The organism is Foetidibacter luteolus (assembly GCF_009650435.1).
GTDB lineage: Bacteria > Bacteroidota > Bacteroidia > Chitinophagales > Chitinophagaceae > Foetidibacter > Foetidibacter luteolus.
Genome location: NZ_VVIP01000034.1, coordinates 41,810 through 59,927 on the forward strand (window position 1 = coordinate 41,810; position 18,118 = coordinate 59,927).

An 18,118-nucleotide genomic window follows, 5' to 3' on the forward strand; every position below is an offset into this window, starting at 1 on the left:
TACCCATTTTTCTGAAAAGCAGCCTGTTGTACTTTTAAAAGCCGAATCACTTACATTTACACCTCAAATTTTTTGATATGAGTAATGAGTTGCAAAAACCGGTGATTGGATTTACCTGTGGCGATGTAAATGGCATTGGGCTTGAACTGATCATTAAATCGCTTTCAGACAGCCGCCTGCTGGATATATGTGTACCCGTAGTTTTTGCAAGCAACAAAAGCCTCAACTTTTACCGCAAAGCTTTGCCCGACATTAACATAAGTTACCAGGCCATTAAAGATTTCACCCGCATTAACAACAAACAAATTAACCTGTTTAACTGCTGGGAAGAAGAAGTTCAGATAACCCCTGGCCAGCTAAATGAAATTGGCGGGAAATACGCTCTCATTTCGCTTCAACAGGCCACCGCTGCATTAAAGGAAAAGCAGGTTGATGCCTTGGTAACGGCCCCCATTCACAAAAAGAACATACAGAGCGAAGCCTTTAACTATAGCGGCCATACACCTTACCTGAAAGACCAGTTTGAAGTAAAGGATGTTGTGATGATTATGGCCGCTGAAAACATGCGTGTGGCGTTGGTTACAGAGCATGTACCTGTAAGCGGCATAGCTGCATACATAACCAAGGAAGCTATTGTTAGCAAACTTAAAATACTGCATGCCAGCCTGCAGAAAGACTTTGGTATTGAAAAACCAAAAATTGCTGTACTTGGCCTTAACCCCCATGCCGGTGATGAAGGCCTGATTGGCAACGAAGAAGAAACGATTATTAAGCCGGCCATTAAAGAAGTAAAATATCAAAACGTACTGGCCTTTGGCCCTTACAGCGCCGATGCATTCTTTGCCCGTGGCAACCATGAAAAGTTCGACGCGGTGCTGGCCATGTACCACGACCAGGGGCTCATTCCTTTTAAATCGCTGGCTGTTGGCGAGGGCGTTAATTATACCGCGGGCTTGCCAACAGTACGTACAAGCCCCGACCATGGTACCGCTTTTGACATAGCGGGTAAAGGCCGGGCAGACCATGCTTCTTTCCTTGAAGCCATTTATGTGGCTGTGGATATTATAAGAACCAGGGCCGGTTACCACGAAAACCGCAGGAACCCTTTACGCAAAATGAGCGCCATGCTGGTGGCCAATGCCCAGGATGAAGTAATTAAAGAAGACAGCCAGGCATAATAGGCATACAAGTGAACTTGTATGCAACAGCTTTTTATGGGCCCGCCTGTATTGCTGCTATGAGACTTTACCTGGGCAATTCTGCGTGTTGAAGCAGCAGAATTGGAAACTCTTGTACCGCTGCACCGCTACTGTACATTGTGAAGCAAGCCTTTTTATTTATTCAGCTTATCAAATAAAAAACGTTTAGCATGATTATACAAAACGAGGTTCTTACAGTTGACATAGCAGCCAAAGGCGCGGAACTGCAAAGCATTGTAAGCATTCAAACCGGGCTTGAGTATATGTGGGATGCCAACCCCGCTTTCTGGAGCAAAAAAAGCCCTGTGCTTTTTCCGGTTGTGGGCGGGCTTAAAAACAACAGCTACCAGTTTGACGGAACCGTATATCACCTGAACAGGCATGGCTTTGCCCGTGAAATGAACTTTGTTGTTACAGAACATACCGATACCAGCATCACTTTTCTGCGCAACAGCAACGAAGAAACCTGGGCACACTACCCCTTTAATTTTGAATTTTACGTAAAATACAGCCTGCATGGCAACCGGCTTGATGTTACTTACATCGTTAAAAACAAGAGCGAAGTAACCATGTTCTTTTCCGTTGGCGGGCACCCCGCATTTAAAGTACCCGTTGCGCCAGGCACCAGCTTTGAAGATTATTACCTTCAGTTCAGCGATGTGGAAACGGCAGACCGCTGGCCGCTTTCTAAAGACGGGTTGATTGAACTGCAATCCACACCGCTGCTGGTAAACAGCGATAAGATACCTTTAACCAAATCATTGTTTTACGAAGACGCGTTGGTGTTTAAGCACCTGCAATCCAGCAGCGTGTCTATTGTTAGTGACAAAACTGTACATGGCCTAAAAGTTAGTTTTGGCAGCTTTCCTTTCCTGGGTATCTGGAATTTTAAAGATGCCGATTTTGTGTGCATTGAGCCCTGGTGCGGTATTGCCGACAGTGTTAACGCTACCGGCCGCCTGCAGGACAAAGAAGGCATTAATCAATTACAGGAAGCTGAAACTTTTGAACGCACCTGGAGTGTGGAGGTGTTTTAGTGGTGAGTGGTGAATGGTGAGTGGTGAGTGGTGAGTAGTGAGTGGCTAGTGGGGGTATTCCGCTTCGCCATTCTACATTCCTTGTTCCTTGTTCAATATTCGTTTCGTGAGTGGGGAATGGTGAGTGGTGAATCGTGAGTGGGGGGTCTTCATTTCTTCATTCTACATTCCTTGTTCCTTGTTCGATATTCTTTCCGTGAGTGGTGAGTGGGGGCATTCCGCTTCGTCATTCAACATTCCTTGTTCTTTGTTCAATATTCATTCCGTGGGTGGTGAGTGGTGAGTAGGGGGCTTCATTTCTTCATTTATCATTCCTTGTTCCTTGTTCGATATTCTTTTCCCTGGTGCGTGTCTCCACGCACCAGCCTACCCGGGCTGAAAAGCCGCCCAAACAACCAACCGATGAACGGATTGCGACGCAACAGGCGATGCCATGAAACTATGCGGCTGGTATCATAAAACTCCCGGGCCTGCTATGCTGGAAGCCCTTACCACCAGCTCTGCCGGTAAATTTATTTTAACGTTACCGCTATTACCGTTCTGCTTTTGCAGCAAAACCTGTGTAGCTATGGCGCCCATTTGCTTAAGGGGCTGTTTTAAATAAGTAAGCGGGGCGTAAAACATATCCAGCGCCTCGGTTTCATCAAAAGTTACAATAGCCATTTGCTGCGGCACTTTAAGCCCCAGTTTATTAATGTATTTTACCCCATGTATAGCCACCACATTGCTGGTAAACAGCAGCGCATGCACCGGATGCGGCAGTGCCAGCATTTCGTCAATGGCAGCCTCCACCTGCTGGCGGGTATCCGTTACCGTTACCTGCTGTACCCATCCATCGTGCACGGGTAAATGATGCTGCGCCATGGCAGAAAGGTAGCCCCGCTTACGCTCCTGCATGTGAAACAACGAGGTGTTGTACGTAACAAGGCCTATGTTCTTAAACCCATTAGCGGCCAGGTGATTAATGGCCTGTAAGGACGCCTCATGGTTATCCAGCGCCACATAGCTGGCATCAAGGCCGGGAAAATAGCGGTCAATCAATACAAATGGGGTACCCTGCTTAAGAAGGTCGCCTATTTGTTCTTCGGCATGTTCGGCGGCAAAAATAATAAGGCCTTCTACCTGCCGGGTGGCAAGAATATCCAGCAGCTTCAGCAATTTACGGGCATCGCCATCGGAACTGCCAAAGAGTACGGCATAATTTTGTTTTTCAGCCTCGTCCTCTATTATGCGTGCCAGCGCCGCGTCAAAGGGGTTTGAAATATCGGCCACCAATAATCCTATGGTATTGGTTTTGTTTGTTTTAAGGCTGCGGGCAATCTGGTTGGTTTTGTAATTCATTGCCCGGGCAGCATCCCTTATTTTTTGGGCAACTTCTTTACTTATACGGTTTTCCCGGCGGTTGTTAAGCACATACGAAACCAGCGCTGTAGAAACGCCCAGCTTTTGCGCAATATCTTTTAATGAAACTTTTTTGTTCATACGGCCATTCGGTTGACTTTTTTTTGGGGACCATCTGCAGTATTTCATGGCTGCATCGTTGTGTCACTCACTTGTACTGCTGGTTTTTTATGGCATCATTTAAGCGGGTATTAAGCCCTCGCAGAAACCTTACCACTATACAAAAACGCTTCTGAAAAACCCTGCTACAATAACTTAACATTTACCCAAATTACAAATTTTACCTTGATAATCAGTAGTTTGAAAGTTAAGCGACAGCGCAATTTATACAGTTTAAGCCAATGGTTAATCGTTTAACCAAAATTCCTTTATCTTTGCCGCTGTAAACCTATTTGTAAACATTAAATCCAGAGATGTATGAACAGTGTAAAAAATGTGGGTTTGTTATATGGCGGTTTTCCCGGAAAGGAATTGCAGTTTACAGGCAAGCAAAACTACCGGCTTAAAAAAATACTGGTGAAAGAGGATGTTACTCCCAACCACGATACCGCCCGCAATCCAAATACAGAAATAGTCCACGATAAAAATGATATACTGCAAGACGAATCTATTGACCTTGTAATTATATCAGACCACACCGTTAAAGATGTTGAGTTTGCCGCAGAAGCATTGCGTGCAGGAAAATATGTGCGGCTAGCCTAAAGCCGTTGCTGACGGTAAACACCTTACCTGATAACACCCACCCGGGTTTACCGCAGGCGCACTTTTACAGAACGTTCTCCATATGAATTTTAATGATTGTCTGCTGAAGAAAAAGCGGGCCAGATGCATAGCAGCAAACTATTGGCATTGTTGCTGGTGCAGCCCGGTTATGTAACAATTAAATTCAAAAAAAAAGGAGATGATTATGAAAACATTATCGTTAAACTTATTAGACAGGCTTACGCATTTATTATTTACAAGAGCAAAAAATGCAGGCCCTAAAGACAAAACAATAAACACCGCTAAAAGAAACAGCTTTATGCAATCTGCCTCTGAAGGCAGAAAAGCCTATACCGGCAACTTTTTTGCCGGCCCACATTCCATATTTGACCCAAGGCTGTTTACTGTTACCGAAAACAACGGCTAGTTAAAAGCCGCCAGACCATAGTGAAGAACACAACCTGCCCGGGAACCTTTGCAAACAGGTTGTGTTCTTTTTTTATACTGCTAATTAATACCCCCAATACATGAAAAGTCTTCTTACAGGCGCAGAGCTTTTAAGCTGCGTGGCGATGGTTATATCTGCCATTTTTAAGATGGCCTACTTTAGTATGGCAGGCAAAACAGGCGTAGCTGATTTTATCAATAGCTTCTGCCATTACTACCGCCTGCCTGCGATAACCGGTACAACAGACGCCAGGGAAAAACATTTTATGCGCATAAGCAATAAAGCCAATACAGCATGGTGGGTGGCGGCAGCGTTAAGCCTGTTTATTTTGCCCTATGCTTAGGCTGGATAGATTAAACGGCAATTAAAGAAATGGTTTTCCGGGCCTGCTTTGTTAAACGGGATTAAAAGCCTGTTTAATGGTTGCTTAAAATAAACACATCTACCAAATACAGGCTGATAAAACTGTTACTTGCAGCATTGTTTAAATCACAGCTTTTCAGCCCCAAACTTCTCAGCAGTATCGCTTCGGCCCTTCAATGAATTATAAAGATCACCGGCAAATACCGGTGATTTTTTGTGCCATTTATACCCGAAAAGGCATGGCTGTATTGCCGGTATTTTGCCCGGCGGGGTTGACATTAACCCGCAAAAGCCATATCTTTCTTAGTAAAGGACGGAGATAACCCACCCGCCTGGATATGTATTGAACGATGTGGCCGCCTGCACTATTACTCTTCATCATTTATACCCATTTTATGAAACCATTAGCATGCTTTCTCTTTTGTACGCTGCTGCTGCACCAGCTTTATGCAAAAGCTGCCACTGAACAAACTATACTTTTCATCTTTGATGCTTCGGGCTCTATGTGGGCCAACCTTGATAACAGCACAAAAATTGAAGCAGCCAGAAGCACTATGCAAAAATTATCGGCAGCAATACCATCAGGCGCAAGTGTTGGCCTTATAGCGTATGGACATAACAGCGCCAGCGACTGCCAGGACATTGAAACCCTTATGCCAATAGGCAAGTTTGATAAAGAGGTATTTATACGCACTATAAACAAACTAAACCCAAAAGGCAAAACCCCAATAGCGTTATCCATGGCACATGCACTAAAACTGATTGATAACATGAGCGGTCCGGTTACAGTTATACTTATAAGTGACGGGCTTGAAACCTGCAGTGGCAATGCATGCGAAACAATAAGGAAGGCCCGGAGGGCTGGTACCCAGGTAACCATGCATGTTGTTGGCTTTGGCATTACCGAAAAAGACCTTTCTCCTTTAGAATGCATAGCCCAGGCCGGCGGGGGGCAGTACTTCCCCGCTAACAATGGCGAAGAACTAGCAACAGCGCTGCAAACAACCATACAACCCGTATCAGCAGGAAACGCGTTTATTGCCGTAAAAACCACCCTGGATGGAAAACTGAAAGACGCTACTGTAAAAATTTATAAAAAAGGGCAGTCTAAAGAGTTGCTTTTAGGCAGAACATACGAATCGCCCGAAACCAACCCCCGGATTATGCAGGTTGCACCCGGAAGTTATGATGTGGAAATTATGCCCGTGGAAATTACTGGCTATACCCCTTTGAAAATTACCAGCCTTGTTGTTAAGGAAAAAGATACTACCTACAAAGATGTGGAATTTAAGCAGGGCACCGTGGAAATAAAAGTTACACGCAATGGCATGTTGGCAGATGCATTGGTGCAGGTATTTAATGCAGGTACTAAAACCATTGTAGCTGCCGCCCGTACATATAACCACTCACAAAGCAATCCTGCTAAAGTTAAAATACCGCCCGGAACTTACGATGTTGTATTTGGGTGCATTGAAATAAGTAACAAGCCTGAAATAAAAATTAACAACCAAATTCTTGGCAACAGCGAAAACCTGGCCTATACTTATAATTTTGATTCAGGCGAATTACAGCTTTGGGCTGCCCAAGGCGGGCAACCGGTAGATGCCACAATTAACATTATCAGCCTGGCAACGGGCAAGCCGGCTGGCGCTGGGCGCACTTATGCAAGTACAGAATCTAACCCCAAAACATTTACCTTATTACCGGGAAAATACCGCCTGGAGCTGAACTCGGTTAAACCTGCAGGGCTGGGCAGGAAATTTGCAGAAATAGAGGTTACAGCAAATAGCACAGTAAAAAAAAATATAGACTGGCAGGCGCAGTAATAATAAAAACTCCTGTTGAAGTGCGGCTTAGTTTATTGCCGTGGTTCGTATTAACCGGCACGTTATTATCTTTATGCTGTACACCAACCAGATCATCATAGTAAAATACCATGAAAAAACTCCTGCTACTGCTGGCCATTATTTCCGTTTTTACTTCGTTTAAGCAAAAGCATATAAAATGGGTAGCCATTGGTGACTCCATTACTTACTTGAACGACCACCAGGATGAAACGGGCAACCGTATTACCAAAGGTTATATGACGTTGGTGAAAGAGCAGCTTTCTTATATTGAATTTACCAACCAGGGCCACAATGGCTGGACGTCTGGCGGCATTGCTGAAAAGTTTGACGAGCTGGGCGTTGAAAAGGCGGATGTTTACACAGTTTTTCTTGGCACTAACGACTGGTGGGCAGGCCGGCCTTTAGGCACGCTGGCTGACTATAAAAATAACACAGGCAATAATACAGTATATGGTTCGTTCCGCATTATTGTCAATAAACTGCGATTGCTGAACAACCATGCTAAAATTGTGCTTATTACGCCCATGCAGCGGGTTGACTTTGTTTACATTGCCGACATGAAAAACAATGCCTGGGGCTCTTACAAAGAGAAAAAAGGCCAATGGCTGTCTCAGTTTGCCGAAGCCATTAACAATATCGGCAAAGAAGAACACCTGGATGTAGTTGACCTGTACAACAGCAGCGGTATGACACCGGAAACGCTTGTAAAGTTCAAGCGGTTAAAAAACCCCGCAACCGGCGCTTACACCAATTACAAATACCCGGATTTTATTGATGTGCCTTTTAACCCCGAAGCAGATGAGTACCCCTACCCTGTTGAAGCTGTAGATATGACTTATGATGGATTGCACCCATCTGACAAAGGCTATGCCGTTATAGCGGGTATGCTGGTTAAGGTGCTAAAAAATTACTAACGGCATGCATCATGGCTTTAATATAAATACTAAAGGCGTTGGAATAGATTTTTCGATGGAAGCGGAGATGGTCGCAGAACTTCTTACAAGTATTCTGCCGAAAAAATACAGCTTACGGGGGGCTACTGCTACTTGACAACATTCTTGGAGAGTATGACTGTGTAACAAAAGTTCGTAGCTATGACTTTCACAATATGCCGGAAAAGAAAGAAGAACTGGACGAATTACTCCCCTATTAGACATGGCAGCATTTATTGACAAATTCCATGATTCAAAAAAGCATTAGCGACTGGTAAATTCTCATCCACAATATCCTGTTAACTATACCGTGCCGAACGCACACAAATGAGCAACAGAATTTATTCTCAACTTTGGTACCTTACGCCGGCCTGTAGCTGTGGGTTGAAAGCTTTCAAATGTGCTGCCTAAGCAAGCTGTGGCCGTTGGCGTCAATCAAACGTAATGACGAAACAAAAAAATAAACCCAATTTATATGACAGCTAAAACTAAATTCTTTGCGCTAATCTTTGCTTTTACCATTTTGATAAGTTGCAAAACCAGTCAACTGAAACATTCGTCTATGCCGGAAGCCGGGATGTTTAAGGTGGAAATACTTTATGCAAACGGAGAAGATAAAACCTTTGACATGGATTATTATGAAAAAAACCACATGCCGATGATGGCTGGTTTGTTGGGCAAAAATTTAAAGTTTTATGAAATTGACAAGGGCATAGCCGGCAGAACGCCCAATGACAAAGTGCCTTTTGTAGCTGTCGGTTATTTCTACATTACCAATGTTGCCGAATACAATAAGACGATAGCAGAGAACAGGGATGCAATTATCAATGATATTAAAAAGTACACAAACATTCAGCCTGTTATACAGATTAGCGAAATTAAACAGATAGGACACAATACTGCCAACTAAGGAATAAAACCTTTTAATCCATTATTCTGAGAATGTTCAATATACTGGTAGCGCAAGACTGGGGCGTAAGCTTCGTGCCGGGCGTTTTGTGCGGTACGTGTACACTTGCAAACACTCTGGCCAAAGCTATTAGTGCTTCTGCTTTTCACCCAAAGCTTAAGCCTTGGGCTTTCCGCTGCACCGCATTGCAATGTCTTTGAGTTAAGCTGTAAGCCCGAATTCCGGAACTTCGGAATCTAAGGCAGGGTTCGGGAAAAAACGACTTCTATAAGCCGGTTTCGACAAGCTCAACCTGACATTCACAGCTTAACTTTTTGACACCGCACCCCTTCTATACCCCCGCAGCCTGTTACACCATCGGGTGAGGGATTGAAGCGGTTACCCCGCTGAGGCCTTCGCAGCCCGGCTTTGTGGCGGAGTAATAGCGGAAAGCCCGGCCCCTTGCGCAGCTTGGGGACACCCCCAAAAATCCCTTCCCTACTTTTTTAGCTTAACCATTGGCATTTTGGGTACCAGTATTTTAAACATGATAAGCCATGCCGCCAGGTACCCCAGGCCACAATACAGGAACATGATGTAATACCCGGTTTCAATTTGCCCCAGCTTCTTGTAATAATCAAAGAGCCGCCCGGCAGACGCGGAAACAGCCATGCCACCCAGCCCGCCTGCCATGCCGCCAATACCTATTACTGATGCGACGGTGCTTTTGGGGAACATATCTGAAACAGTGGTAAAAAGGTTGGCCGACCATGCCTGGTGTGCCGATGCTGCCAGGCTGATAATAAGAATGGCGTACCACATATTATAACTACCCGCGGCCTGGGAGAAAATGATGAACAAGGGGCAAAAAGCATAGATAAGCATGGAGGTTTTCCTGGCCCGCAGCACAGGCCACTGCTTGTGTTTAACCAGCCACATGGGCAACCAGCCGCCTGCAATGCTGGCAAAGCCGGCTACCACATACACAAACGCCACCGGCATGCTTATTTCAGTTCCTGTAAGCTGGTACTGGGCGGTTAAAAAAGCGGGCAACCAGAAAAGAAGAAACCACCAGATACCATCCGTTAAAAACTTGCCTGCTACAAAGGCCCAGGTTTGCCTGTAAGAAAGTAGAGAACCCCATGAAGGACGCTGCAACACTTCCTCTCCGGTTTCTTCGCGGTCGTGATGGATATAATCAAATTCCGCCTTTGATAACCGCTTCTGTTTAGCTGGTATATCGTATAACCAAAACCAGAACAGCAACCAGATGAAACCTATTGAACCAATGGCAATAAAGGCAACCTTCCAGCTATAATGCAAGGCTATGTAAGGCACGGTAAGCGGCGCCAGTATTGCGCCTACATTGGTGCCGGAATTGAATATACCGGCGGCAAAAGCCCGCTCTTTGCGGGGAAACCACTCGGCAACGGCTTTAAAGGCAGCGGGAAAGTTGCCAGCCTCTGTAACGCCCAAAAATGCCCGGTAAACCGCAAAACTAAAAGCACCTGTTGCAAACGCATGCAGCACCGACGCAATGCTCCACAACGTGAGTGTAATGGCATACCCCAGCCTGGTGCCTATGCGGTCAATAATACGCCCCGCCCCTACCATGCCAATGGCATAAGCAAACTGGAAAGCCACCACTATGTTGGAGTAATCTGACTCAGACCAACTGAACTCCTTTTCCAGCGTGGGCTTTAACAGGCTGATTACCTGCCTGTCCAGGTAATTGATGGTAGTAGCAAAAAATACCAGGGAACAAATCGTCCAGCGGTATTTACCGATTTTTTCATTAATGGCTGTATGCATGCAACGGTTTTGATAATGGTTGGTAAAATGACTGGCTAAAAAACGGTAATGGCAGTTTCCGCGCCCTTTCTTTCAGCGGAAACATAACCTGCGTAAATGGTGGCAATAACATCGGCGGCAAGCCTGCTATCACTTTCTACAGCTTCGCCATAAGCGGCGGCGCGGTAAAAATTTTCCATCTCGTGCTGGTAACCGGCAAACCAGCCTTCATCTGGCGAAATGTACGACCACCCCTGCTTGGTTTCTGTTTTTTCAACCACGTACACATTGTCAAAATGCGACTGGGAAGGCGTGTAGGATTGCATTGCCGTATTAGGATTAATATGGCAAATGGTTCTGTGGTTGGTAGTGTTTACTTCAATCCAGTTATGTACGCCACCCAGCACCAGTTCACCCGCAAAGAGGCTTGCCACCGTACCGTCTTCAAAAACCAGGTGCATCATAGCCAGGTCTTCGGTATCCTGGTAAGTAGTACGCAGGTAGCCTTCGTTTTTAAAAGTAGGCATACGGGTAATGGCATGGGTGCGGGCCGTGATGCTTACCGGCCGTATAGCTTTGCCATGGCGGGCCTTACCTTCCACATGCTTAAAATATATAGCTGCTGCCAGCGGATGGCAGCCCTTGCCTATCATAGAGCCGCCGCCTGAAAATTTCCATTGGCCATAGGTTAATGAATGTGAGCCCGAATGCGACTGCTCACCATGCATCCACAATATTTGTGCGCCGGTTTTTTCCAGAAGTTCTCTTTGTTTTTGAACGGCCGGGGCATACACCCAGTTTTCCGCATACATAATAACGCCTTTGCTTTGCTTTTCCGCATCCAGCATCCTTTGTATGCTTTCCATAGCGGCGGCAAGCCCCTGCTCTTTGGGGAATGTATCGCCATTAAAGCCAGGCGTACCATCTCCAAAATAACCGGTAAAAGGCTTTTCAACCACCACATGTTTGTTTTGCTGCAGGGCTTTAACAACAATAGGCTCATGCGTTACCGGCGGCGTGCAAATATGCAGCAGGTCGCACTGCGCTATCAGCTCATCCATGTCATCAAAAGCCTTCAAGCCCCTCGGACTGGTAAAAGCCTCCAGCTTTTCCCTTGTGGGTGACCATGCGCCCACCAACTCGACCTTAGTGCTAAACACACGCTGCAGGGCATCGTAGTGAAACTTAGCAGCGAACCCTGAACCGATAAAGCCGGCCCTGATACTTTTTTTGTTCATATAGCCTTGTTTTACTAACAGCTTATTTACTTTATCTGCTCCAGTTCTTCCATGGTAAAAGTCTTCTGCCTGTCTTTATATTTTTTGCGGACAGCAGTAACATCAGCCGCGTTTATTTTGGAAGCTTTGTTGTTCCATGCATTGCGCACAAAACTTAATACCTGGGCAATGTCCTCATCAGAAAACTCATCGTTGGCGCCAATGCCCGGCATATCCCCGCTTATCTCCGGCGCTTTATACAATTTACCGGCTACCTTAACAGGCCCGGTTAAACCATATAACACTATCGGTAACAGTTTATTCTTATCGCCCAATACCCAATCAGATGTATTCAAGGGTGGCGCCAGCGCGGTAACGCCATTGCCATCGGCGCCATGGCATGTTTGGCAAACAGACTGGTACACTTTAGCACCCCTGGGAAATTGTTTGGCCAGCCTTTCAAAATTGCCCGCATTAGCGGCTTTGCTTATGTCTTCAAACACCTTTTTAAAGCGCCGTACCATAACTGTGGCAGTATCTGTAGCGCCGGCAAAAACATTATCGTAAAACGCCTTTTCTTCTTTGTACAGGCTGCTGATGATGGCATCTGCCACATAACGGTTGGAAGGATATTGCCCGGCCAGGCGTATCAGCAGGCTATTCGCCGCCGTTTTGCTGAAAGGCCGGATACTTTTTGCCAGGAAAGCTATGTAGGGTGCAATCACAGAATCTTTCTCCGCAACCATGGAATCCAGTACCTGGACAACCTGTTTGTAATTAGCGCTGTTAACAACAGCGGGCAACACCGCCAGCCCCTGCATTTTTACATTGCGTTGGGTTGAATGCAGCAGTGGCCATACATCTGGCAGGGTTAAGGCGTGCAACCCTTCCAGGGTCCATACCGCATGCGTAATAAACAGCGGGTTAGCAGCATCTTTCAATGCCTGCCGCAGCGCAGGCACTACGGCAAGGTCTTTGGCATCAACTATTGTTTGCTGAGCCTGGTTACGCACCCACCCATTGTTATTGCCAAGCATGCTTACCAGCAGGGCAGGCTCAACAGGCAGCGTTTGCATTTCCGGCCGTGAACCACGAGGGATTACTTTGTAAATGCGGCCACAGTTTAATGGCTGGGTAAGCGCCCTTTCTTTTATCTCATTTTTAAGGTAAGGCGTAAGGTATGTTTTATGCTGTATAATACCGCGGTACATATCCACTATATAAAGCGCACCATCCGGGCCATTATACAGGTTAACAGGGCGAAAGCGTTCATCTTCACTGGCAAGAAACTCTTTGCGTTCATACGCTTGTTTTCCTTTTATCACATTACCGTTTTCTTCCAGCAGGTTTCGTTTGATGAGGTTGGCAGAAGGCTCTGCCACAAACGCGTTGCCCTGGTAAGATGGGCCCAGTAAACCGCCTTCATAGATAAGGGGGCCGCAGGCCGCGGTAAAATTAACCAGGCGCAGGCTGTCGTCCAATACATCCTTCATATAACCACGGTTAACGCCCGGCGTTGGCCTGGTGGGATATACCCTGTTGTCTTCAACAATTTTTGCCACAAAACCTGCCACACCACGCTGGTTGCTGTTACCTGCCCCAAAGCCGGGCGGAAAGAAATCTCCCAGCAGGTCTTCTGAATTGGTATTGTAAAAAAGCCTTCCATAATTATCCTGGGATATACCCCACTGCCCTCTGAAATGTGTACGTTCAATCAGCCATTTATCTCCCTCCTTGCGGTAACGTTTGGATGATTTGGCGTTGTATATCCAGTTATCAAGCGCCCTGAATAACCCGTTAGGCTGATGCTCCACATTACCACCTTCTGCATAAGCGGCATCCACCAGTGTTCTGCCTGTGGGCTTATCATCCTTCATGGTATAGTACCATAACTTAGGCGGCTCGGCCACCAAAAGCCCTCCTTCCACAAAACAAATGGCACGTGGCAACACCAGGGAGTCAAGAAAAACCTTACTGTCATCCATGATGCCGTCATGGTTGTTATCGCTCAGTATTACCACTTTGCCTGTAGGCAGGTCTTCACCGGTGCCAACCGTATCGGGCATGTAGTCCATCATCTCCACTACCCACATCCTTCCTTTATTATCAAAGCTCAGTGCCACGGGCGCCGCTATCAGCGGTTCCGATGCCGCCAGCTTAACTTCCAGCCCTTCTTCCACTTTCATTTTTCCAATCGCTTTATCAGCCGGCAGCACTTCCGCCTCCGGTATAAGTTTTCGCATGGATAAAGAGTCACCCGTTTTATCTTTTACCGGTGCTGTTCCACATCCACTAAGCAACACATTGGCGGCAATACAAAATACGAACGGCCAGTAAAATGGATAGCAAATACGATTCATTGGTTATATGTTAGGAGCTACCGGCAAACAATCGGCGCTGAAATTTATTGCGTTACAACCGGATATGTCGTCAAACATCGGTGAAACTATGCTTTTTTTCTACCATGATTTACCTTAACCAGCAGGCATTCCATTTCAAACGTTGTAAATAAAATCAACAGTTTAAAAACCCGGCCAAGAGAATGGTGTATTGAAAAGGATTATCATCCGCATGCATCAACGATACCCGGTGAATCATTTATTCAACAGCAGAGATTATTGGGGGCTTTCAGTTGCAGTATTTCAATGTAGCAGCAGTCCCGGCTTTTCACTACAAGTCCTCACCACCTCCGCTAAGGCTCCGGTGGTTGCGGGCTTTCCGTTTCAATCCGGCAGCCATTGGGCGATAGAATTGCTATGGGGCTTTGCCCGCAGGGTAGCATTAGTAGTTCAATGTTCTTTTGTTTAAAGTTCAATATTGGTAGCCCTTCCATTTTAGGTGAACCCGGGTAGATTTTAAAAGCCTGAAAGGCTTTACTAATAATAGCCCCGGTTGCAAACCGGGGTTACCGGCAAACATAATACCCCAACCCTGAAGGGGTTGAATATGTAAAAGTTCAACCCCTTCAGGGTTGTTGCAGTATGCGTTTTTTAACCACGGGTTTCACCCGTGGCTATTGTTATTTTGCCCTTCGGGCAAGGGGAAAAGCTTATTTCATCTACTAACATGCCGCCCCGATGGGGCTTTGATTGTTTAGTGTTCTTTTGTTTAAAGTTCAATGTTGGCAGCACTGCCACTTTAGGTGAACCCGGGCAGGTTTTAAAAGCCTGAAAGGCTTTACTAATAATAGCCCCGGTTACAAACCGGGGTTACCGGCAAAAATAATATCCCAACCCTGAAGGGGTTGAACTTTTACATATTCAACCCCTTCATGGTTGTTGCACTATACGCTCTTTAACCACGGACTTCACCCGTGGCTATTGTTATTTTGCCCTTCGGGCAAGGGGAAAAGCTTATTTAATTTAAAGTTGAATGTTTGCAGGCTCTGCCACTTTATGGCACTTGCACTTCATAGCCCCAAAGCAAACTAAACCACTTACCAATCTGGTAACCTGCAACTGGTAACCGGTATCTTTCCAAACCCATGAAAAACATATCGCACCTACGGCGCTCCCTTTACATAGCGTTTTCCTTACCTACTAACATGACGCCTCTACGAGGCTTTGCTTGTTCAATGTTCATTTGTTTAAAGTTTAATGTTAGCAGCGGGTATTGAAGAGCTTCTGCACTTCATCATTCAAACAAATTATAAGCCTTTTAAACTTCAACAGACCGGCAACCAGCTACCTGTAACCGGCAACTGTCTTTCGGGTGAGGGATTGAAGCGGAAAGCCCACAGCCACGAGGCACGAGTGGCGAGGACTTGTAGCGGAAAGCCCGGCCCCTTGCGCAGCTTGGGGACACCCCCTGAACATTTTTGTTATTTCTTACACAGGCAACCAACGAGGCATTCGAAACAGGGAGGCCTGCGTAACACGGCTGGGTAACCAATGCACCCATTGCCTTATTTTTGACGCAAAAATTAACCTGGCTTTGAAACACTTACTTCTTGTTGTACAATTTTTCTTCTGCTTTAATTTGGTAATAACGGCGCAAACCGGAAGCGCTTATGAACCGGTGAGGTACATTGGGGGCGAAACTATTGACCCAAGTGTACATGAGGGCCGCCTGCGCTATGCAATTGGCGTTGAAAACAGGCAGACCATGCGTGCCAACCGCACACACCCGGAACATGCCGATGGTTACGGGTGGACGTACAACCATGCTTCTAACCTGTGTTACTGGAACAATACATTCTATCAGCAATACCTGAGCAACCCGGTTGACGAGCATGTGGCGCCGGGGCAAACGCTTATGATTACATCCCGCGACGGACGGCACTGGGGCAAGCCTGAAGTAGTGTTTCCCCCTTATACACCGCCGCCGGGGGTTACCATTCCGGATGGTTATAAGGGCTACATGATGCACCAGCGCATGGGCTTTTATACATCACCAGGCGGGCGCCTGCTGGTGCTGGCTTTTTATGGGCATACAGAAGACCCTTTTGGCAAAGGCGGTATTGGAAGAGTGGTGCGTGAAGCTTACAAAGATGGCAGCTACGGACCTATTTATTTTATTCGCTACGAAAGTGAAGCGCAATGGAATGAAACGAACACCAGTTATCCCTTCTACAAGAAATCTGCCGATACCGGCTTTGTGAAAGCCTGTGAAGCCTTGCTGGCCGACCCGCTTACCACTTTTCAATGGTATGATGAAGACCATGGCATAGATGGATTTTACAACAACAAAAAATCAGGGCAGGCGCTCTCTTATTATCACCGCAAGGATGGCAATGTAGTTGCGCTTTGGAAAAAATCGCTTTCGGCAATTTCGAAAGATGGCGGCAAAAATTTTTCTGACCCTGTAAAAGTTCCCACCTTTCTTATGTCGGGCGGAAAGCAGTGGGGGCAACAAACGGATGACGGACGATATGCGATTTGCTATAACCCCATTGAGCAAACACAATACCGCTACCCGCTGGCTATTGTTACCGGTGATGATGGTATTATATACAACCACCTGCTGCTGGTACAGGGCGAAGTTCCGCTGCGCCGCTTCAGCGGACGATGGAAGGACTTTGGGCCATGTTATATGCGTGGAATAGCTGAAGGTAACGGTAACCCGCCGGGTAACGATATGTGGCTGAGCTATACCATGAATAAGGAAGACGTTTGGATAAGCCGGATACCCTTGCCTGTTAAGTATGCTGTTAAGGGCAAAGTGACTGACGATTTTGATAACCTGCCATTAGACGGGGCAGTGCCGGACTGGAATATTTATTCGCCGGCATGGGCGCCGGTTACTGTTGTTGCTTCGCCGGGAAAAGCGGGCAAATCGCTACAGCTATTTGACCAGGATTTATATGATTATGCCCGTGCCATACGCGTATTTGAAGAAGGCGCCCGTATAGAAGCTTCTTTTAACGTGTATGCGGATACGGCTAACAGCGGCCGTTTGGAATGCGAATTAACGGACAGGTTTGGCAACCGGCCGGTAAGGTTGCGCTTTGATGAAACAGGGCAGGTTATAGCTGCCGTTGGCAGTGTTGAAAAACGGGTGTATACTTATGCGAAAGGCAAATGGATGCATATAAAGCTGGAGATTGAAGCTACCCTTAACGGCAATTATTCTTTGTTTATTGATGGTAAGGCAGCAGTTAAAAATGCACCACTAACAGAAGCGGTTACAAGCCTGGAGCGGCTATCCTTCCGCACAGGCGAATACCGCAATATTCCCACCCGGCAAACGGCCAACGAAACGAATGACCCTCCATTACCCGGTTGTGATGTGCCCGCAAAGCCAACAGTTTTTTATGTTGATGATGTTACTGCAGGCAAAAAATAGTAGTGATATTTTTTTGAAGCAGATGCGCATGAACAGGGACAACCAATAAAAAATCCTGCAAATATTGTGTATTTACAGGGAGAGAAATAGATTGCGTAAGCCGAAAAGTCGGGATGACTGGATTCGAATATTATTAATAACCATCTATCAGTCAATGTTTTGTGTTATTGCAAATTTTAAACTCACCGGATCACTCACCGTAGAAAAGGTACAAAGAACTATACGCAAAATAATGAAATTGTTTCTAATTTGTTACAGTCTCCTATACCCGTTAAAGCGAATCTCTACCCGAGTGGGTGAAGCTGGTGCGGAAGAAAACTTTAAGCATGGATATATTCTGCTATATTTAAATCTATATCATTGATCGCTCCGGTAAATTAGGCGGGTGAAGTTAAAACCAGGAAATGGACAAGTTGGGCCGCCTCGATGGTCTTTATTGAGCAGCCGTTGCAGCAGTTCCGCATCCACTGGATCATCCTCCAATAAAATCACTTTAAGCAGATCCATG

The 18,118-nt window shown here is 46.0% G+C and carries 14 protein-coding genes; 9 read left to right on the forward strand and 5 right to left on the reverse strand.

Going from position 1 to position 18,118, the window contains the following annotated elements; genetic code table 11:
* The first annotated feature begins 77 nt into the window (after positions 1-77).
* Both pdxA and F0364_RS09255 read left to right on the forward strand, forming a co-directional pair.
* Positions 78-1,178: a 4-hydroxythreonine-4-phosphate dehydrogenase PdxA gene (pdxA, locus tag F0364_RS09250; RefSeq protein WP_153797495.1), complete on the forward strand. Its 1,101-nt coding sequence runs from the start codon at positions 78-80 to the stop codon at positions 1,176-1,178.
* 191 nt (positions 1,179-1,369) lie between these two features.
* The gene (locus F0364_RS09255; RefSeq protein ID WP_153797496.1) at positions 1,370-2,236 is read left to right on the forward strand and encodes an aldose 1-epimerase family protein; all 867 of its coding nucleotides are present in this window, start codon (positions 1,370-1,372) and stop codon (positions 2,234-2,236) included.
* A 453-nt stretch (positions 2,237-2,689) separates the two neighbouring features.
* Here the strand turns inward: F0364_RS09255 and F0364_RS09260 are convergent, their stop codons facing one another.
* On the reverse strand, positions 2,690-3,718 hold the full coding sequence (locus F0364_RS09260; protein WP_153797497.1) for a LacI family DNA-binding transcriptional regulator: 1,029 nt from the start codon (positions 3,716-3,718) through the stop codon (positions 2,690-2,692).
* 336 nt (positions 3,719-4,054) lie between these two features.
* Here F0364_RS09260 and F0364_RS09265 point away from each other — a divergent pair, with 336 nt between their 5' ends.
* The 6 genes from F0364_RS09265 to F0364_RS09290 all read left to right on the forward strand — a co-directional run bounded on the left by F0364_RS09265 (position 4,055) and on the right by F0364_RS09290 (position 8,839).
* Entirely contained in the window at positions 4,055-4,339 is a 285-nt protein-coding gene (locus F0364_RS09265; RefSeq protein ID WP_153797498.1) for a hypothetical protein, read from the forward strand.
* A gap of 205 nt (positions 4,340-4,544) precedes the next feature.
* Positions 4,545-4,766, forward strand: coding sequence for a hypothetical protein (locus F0364_RS09270; RefSeq protein ID WP_153797499.1), 222 nt, complete (start codon positions 4,545-4,547; stop codon positions 4,764-4,766).
* Positions 4,767-4,866: 100 nt separating this feature from the next.
* Complete coding sequence (locus tag F0364_RS09275) at positions 4,867-5,130, forward strand: hypothetical protein (RefSeq protein ID WP_153797500.1); 264 nt, start codon at positions 4,867-4,869, stop codon at positions 5,128-5,130.
* A 415-nt stretch (positions 5,131-5,545) separates the two neighbouring features.
* Entirely contained in the window at positions 5,546-6,976 is a 1,431-nt protein-coding gene (locus F0364_RS09280) for a vWA domain-containing protein (RefSeq protein ID WP_207632590.1), read from the forward strand.
* Positions 6,977-7,086: 110 nt separating this feature from the next.
* Entirely contained in the window at positions 7,087-7,911 is an 825-nt protein-coding gene (locus tag F0364_RS09285; RefSeq protein WP_153797502.1) for an SGNH/GDSL hydrolase family protein, read from the forward strand.
* Positions 7,912-8,404: 493 nt separating this feature from the next.
* Positions 8,405-8,839: an EthD family reductase gene (locus F0364_RS09290; protein WP_153797503.1), complete on the forward strand. Its 435-nt coding sequence runs from the start codon at positions 8,405-8,407 to the stop codon at positions 8,837-8,839.
* A gap of 477 nt (positions 8,840-9,316) precedes the next feature.
* Here the strand turns inward: F0364_RS09290 and F0364_RS09295 are convergent, their stop codons facing one another.
* From F0364_RS09295 to F0364_RS09305, 3 genes are read right to left on the reverse strand one after another with little or no spacing between them, the layout of a single operon-like run.
* The gene (locus F0364_RS09295; protein ID WP_207632591.1) at positions 9,317-10,630 is read right to left on the reverse strand and encodes an MFS transporter; all 1,314 of its coding nucleotides are present in this window, start codon (positions 10,628-10,630) and stop codon (positions 9,317-9,319) included.
* A 35-nt stretch (positions 10,631-10,665) separates the two neighbouring features.
* Entirely contained in the window at positions 10,666-11,847 is a 1,182-nt protein-coding gene (locus F0364_RS09300) for a Gfo/Idh/MocA family protein (RefSeq protein WP_153797504.1), read from the reverse strand.
* Positions 11,848-11,873: 26 nt separating this feature from the next.
* On the reverse strand, positions 11,874-14,186 hold the full coding sequence (locus F0364_RS09305; RefSeq protein ID WP_153797505.1) for a DUF7133 domain-containing protein: 2,313 nt from the start codon (positions 14,184-14,186) through the stop codon (positions 11,874-11,876).
* Positions 14,187-15,759: 1,573 nt separating this feature from the next.
* On the opposite strand from F0364_RS09305, the gene F0364_RS09310 reads away from it, so the two are divergent.
* The gene (locus tag F0364_RS09310; protein ID WP_153797506.1) at positions 15,760-17,610 is read left to right on the forward strand and encodes a hypothetical protein; all 1,851 of its coding nucleotides are present in this window, start codon (positions 15,760-15,762) and stop codon (positions 17,608-17,610) included.
* Between the two features lie 357 nt (positions 17,611-17,967).
* Here the strand turns inward: F0364_RS09310 and F0364_RS09315 are convergent, their stop codons facing one another.
* Positions 17,968-18,117: a hypothetical protein gene (locus F0364_RS09315; protein ID WP_153797507.1), complete on the reverse strand. Its 150-nt coding sequence runs from the start codon at positions 18,115-18,117 to the stop codon at positions 17,968-17,970.
* Position 18,118: the final 1 nt, after the last annotated feature.

Excerpts from the sequence above, each read along its gene's own strand:
- pdxA (WP_153797495.1), top strand. The coding sequence starts at position 78 with ATGAGTAATGAGTTGCAAAAACCGGTGATTGGATTTACCTGTGGCGAT.
- F0364_RS09255 (WP_153797496.1), top strand. The coding sequence starts at position 1,370 with ATGATTATACAAAACGAGGTTCTTACAGTTGACATAGCAGCCAAAGGC.
- F0364_RS09260 (WP_153797497.1), bottom strand. The coding sequence starts at position 3,718 with ATGAACAAAAAAGTTTCATTAAAAGATATTGCGCAAAAGCTGGGCGTT.
- F0364_RS09265 (WP_153797498.1), top strand. The coding sequence starts at position 4,055 with ATGAACAGTGTAAAAAATGTGGGTTTGTTATATGGCGGTTTTCCCGGA.
- F0364_RS09270 (WP_153797499.1), top strand. The coding sequence starts at position 4,545 with ATGAAAACATTATCGTTAAACTTATTAGACAGGCTTACGCATTTATTA.
- F0364_RS09275 (WP_153797500.1), top strand. The coding sequence starts at position 4,867 with ATGAAAAGTCTTCTTACAGGCGCAGAGCTTTTAAGCTGCGTGGCGATG.
- F0364_RS09280 (WP_207632590.1), top strand. The coding sequence starts at position 5,546 with ATGAAACCATTAGCATGCTTTCTCTTTTGTACGCTGCTGCTGCACCAG.
- F0364_RS09285 (WP_153797502.1), top strand. The coding sequence starts at position 7,087 with ATGAAAAAACTCCTGCTACTGCTGGCCATTATTTCCGTTTTTACTTCG.
- F0364_RS09290 (WP_153797503.1), top strand. The coding sequence starts at position 8,405 with ATGACAGCTAAAACTAAATTCTTTGCGCTAATCTTTGCTTTTACCATT.
- F0364_RS09295 (WP_207632591.1), bottom strand. The coding sequence starts at position 10,630 with ATGCATACAGCCATTAATGAAAAAATCGGTAAATACCGCTGGACGATT.
- F0364_RS09300 (WP_153797504.1), bottom strand. The coding sequence starts at position 11,847 with ATGAACAAAAAAAGTATCAGGGCCGGCTTTATCGGTTCAGGGTTCGCT.
- F0364_RS09305 (WP_153797505.1), bottom strand. The coding sequence starts at position 14,186 with ATGAATCGTATTTGCTATCCATTTTACTGGCCGTTCGTATTTTGTATT.
- F0364_RS09315 (WP_153797507.1), bottom strand. The coding sequence starts at position 18,117 with ATGGATCTGCTTAAAGTGATTTTATTGGAGGATGATCCAGTGGATGCG.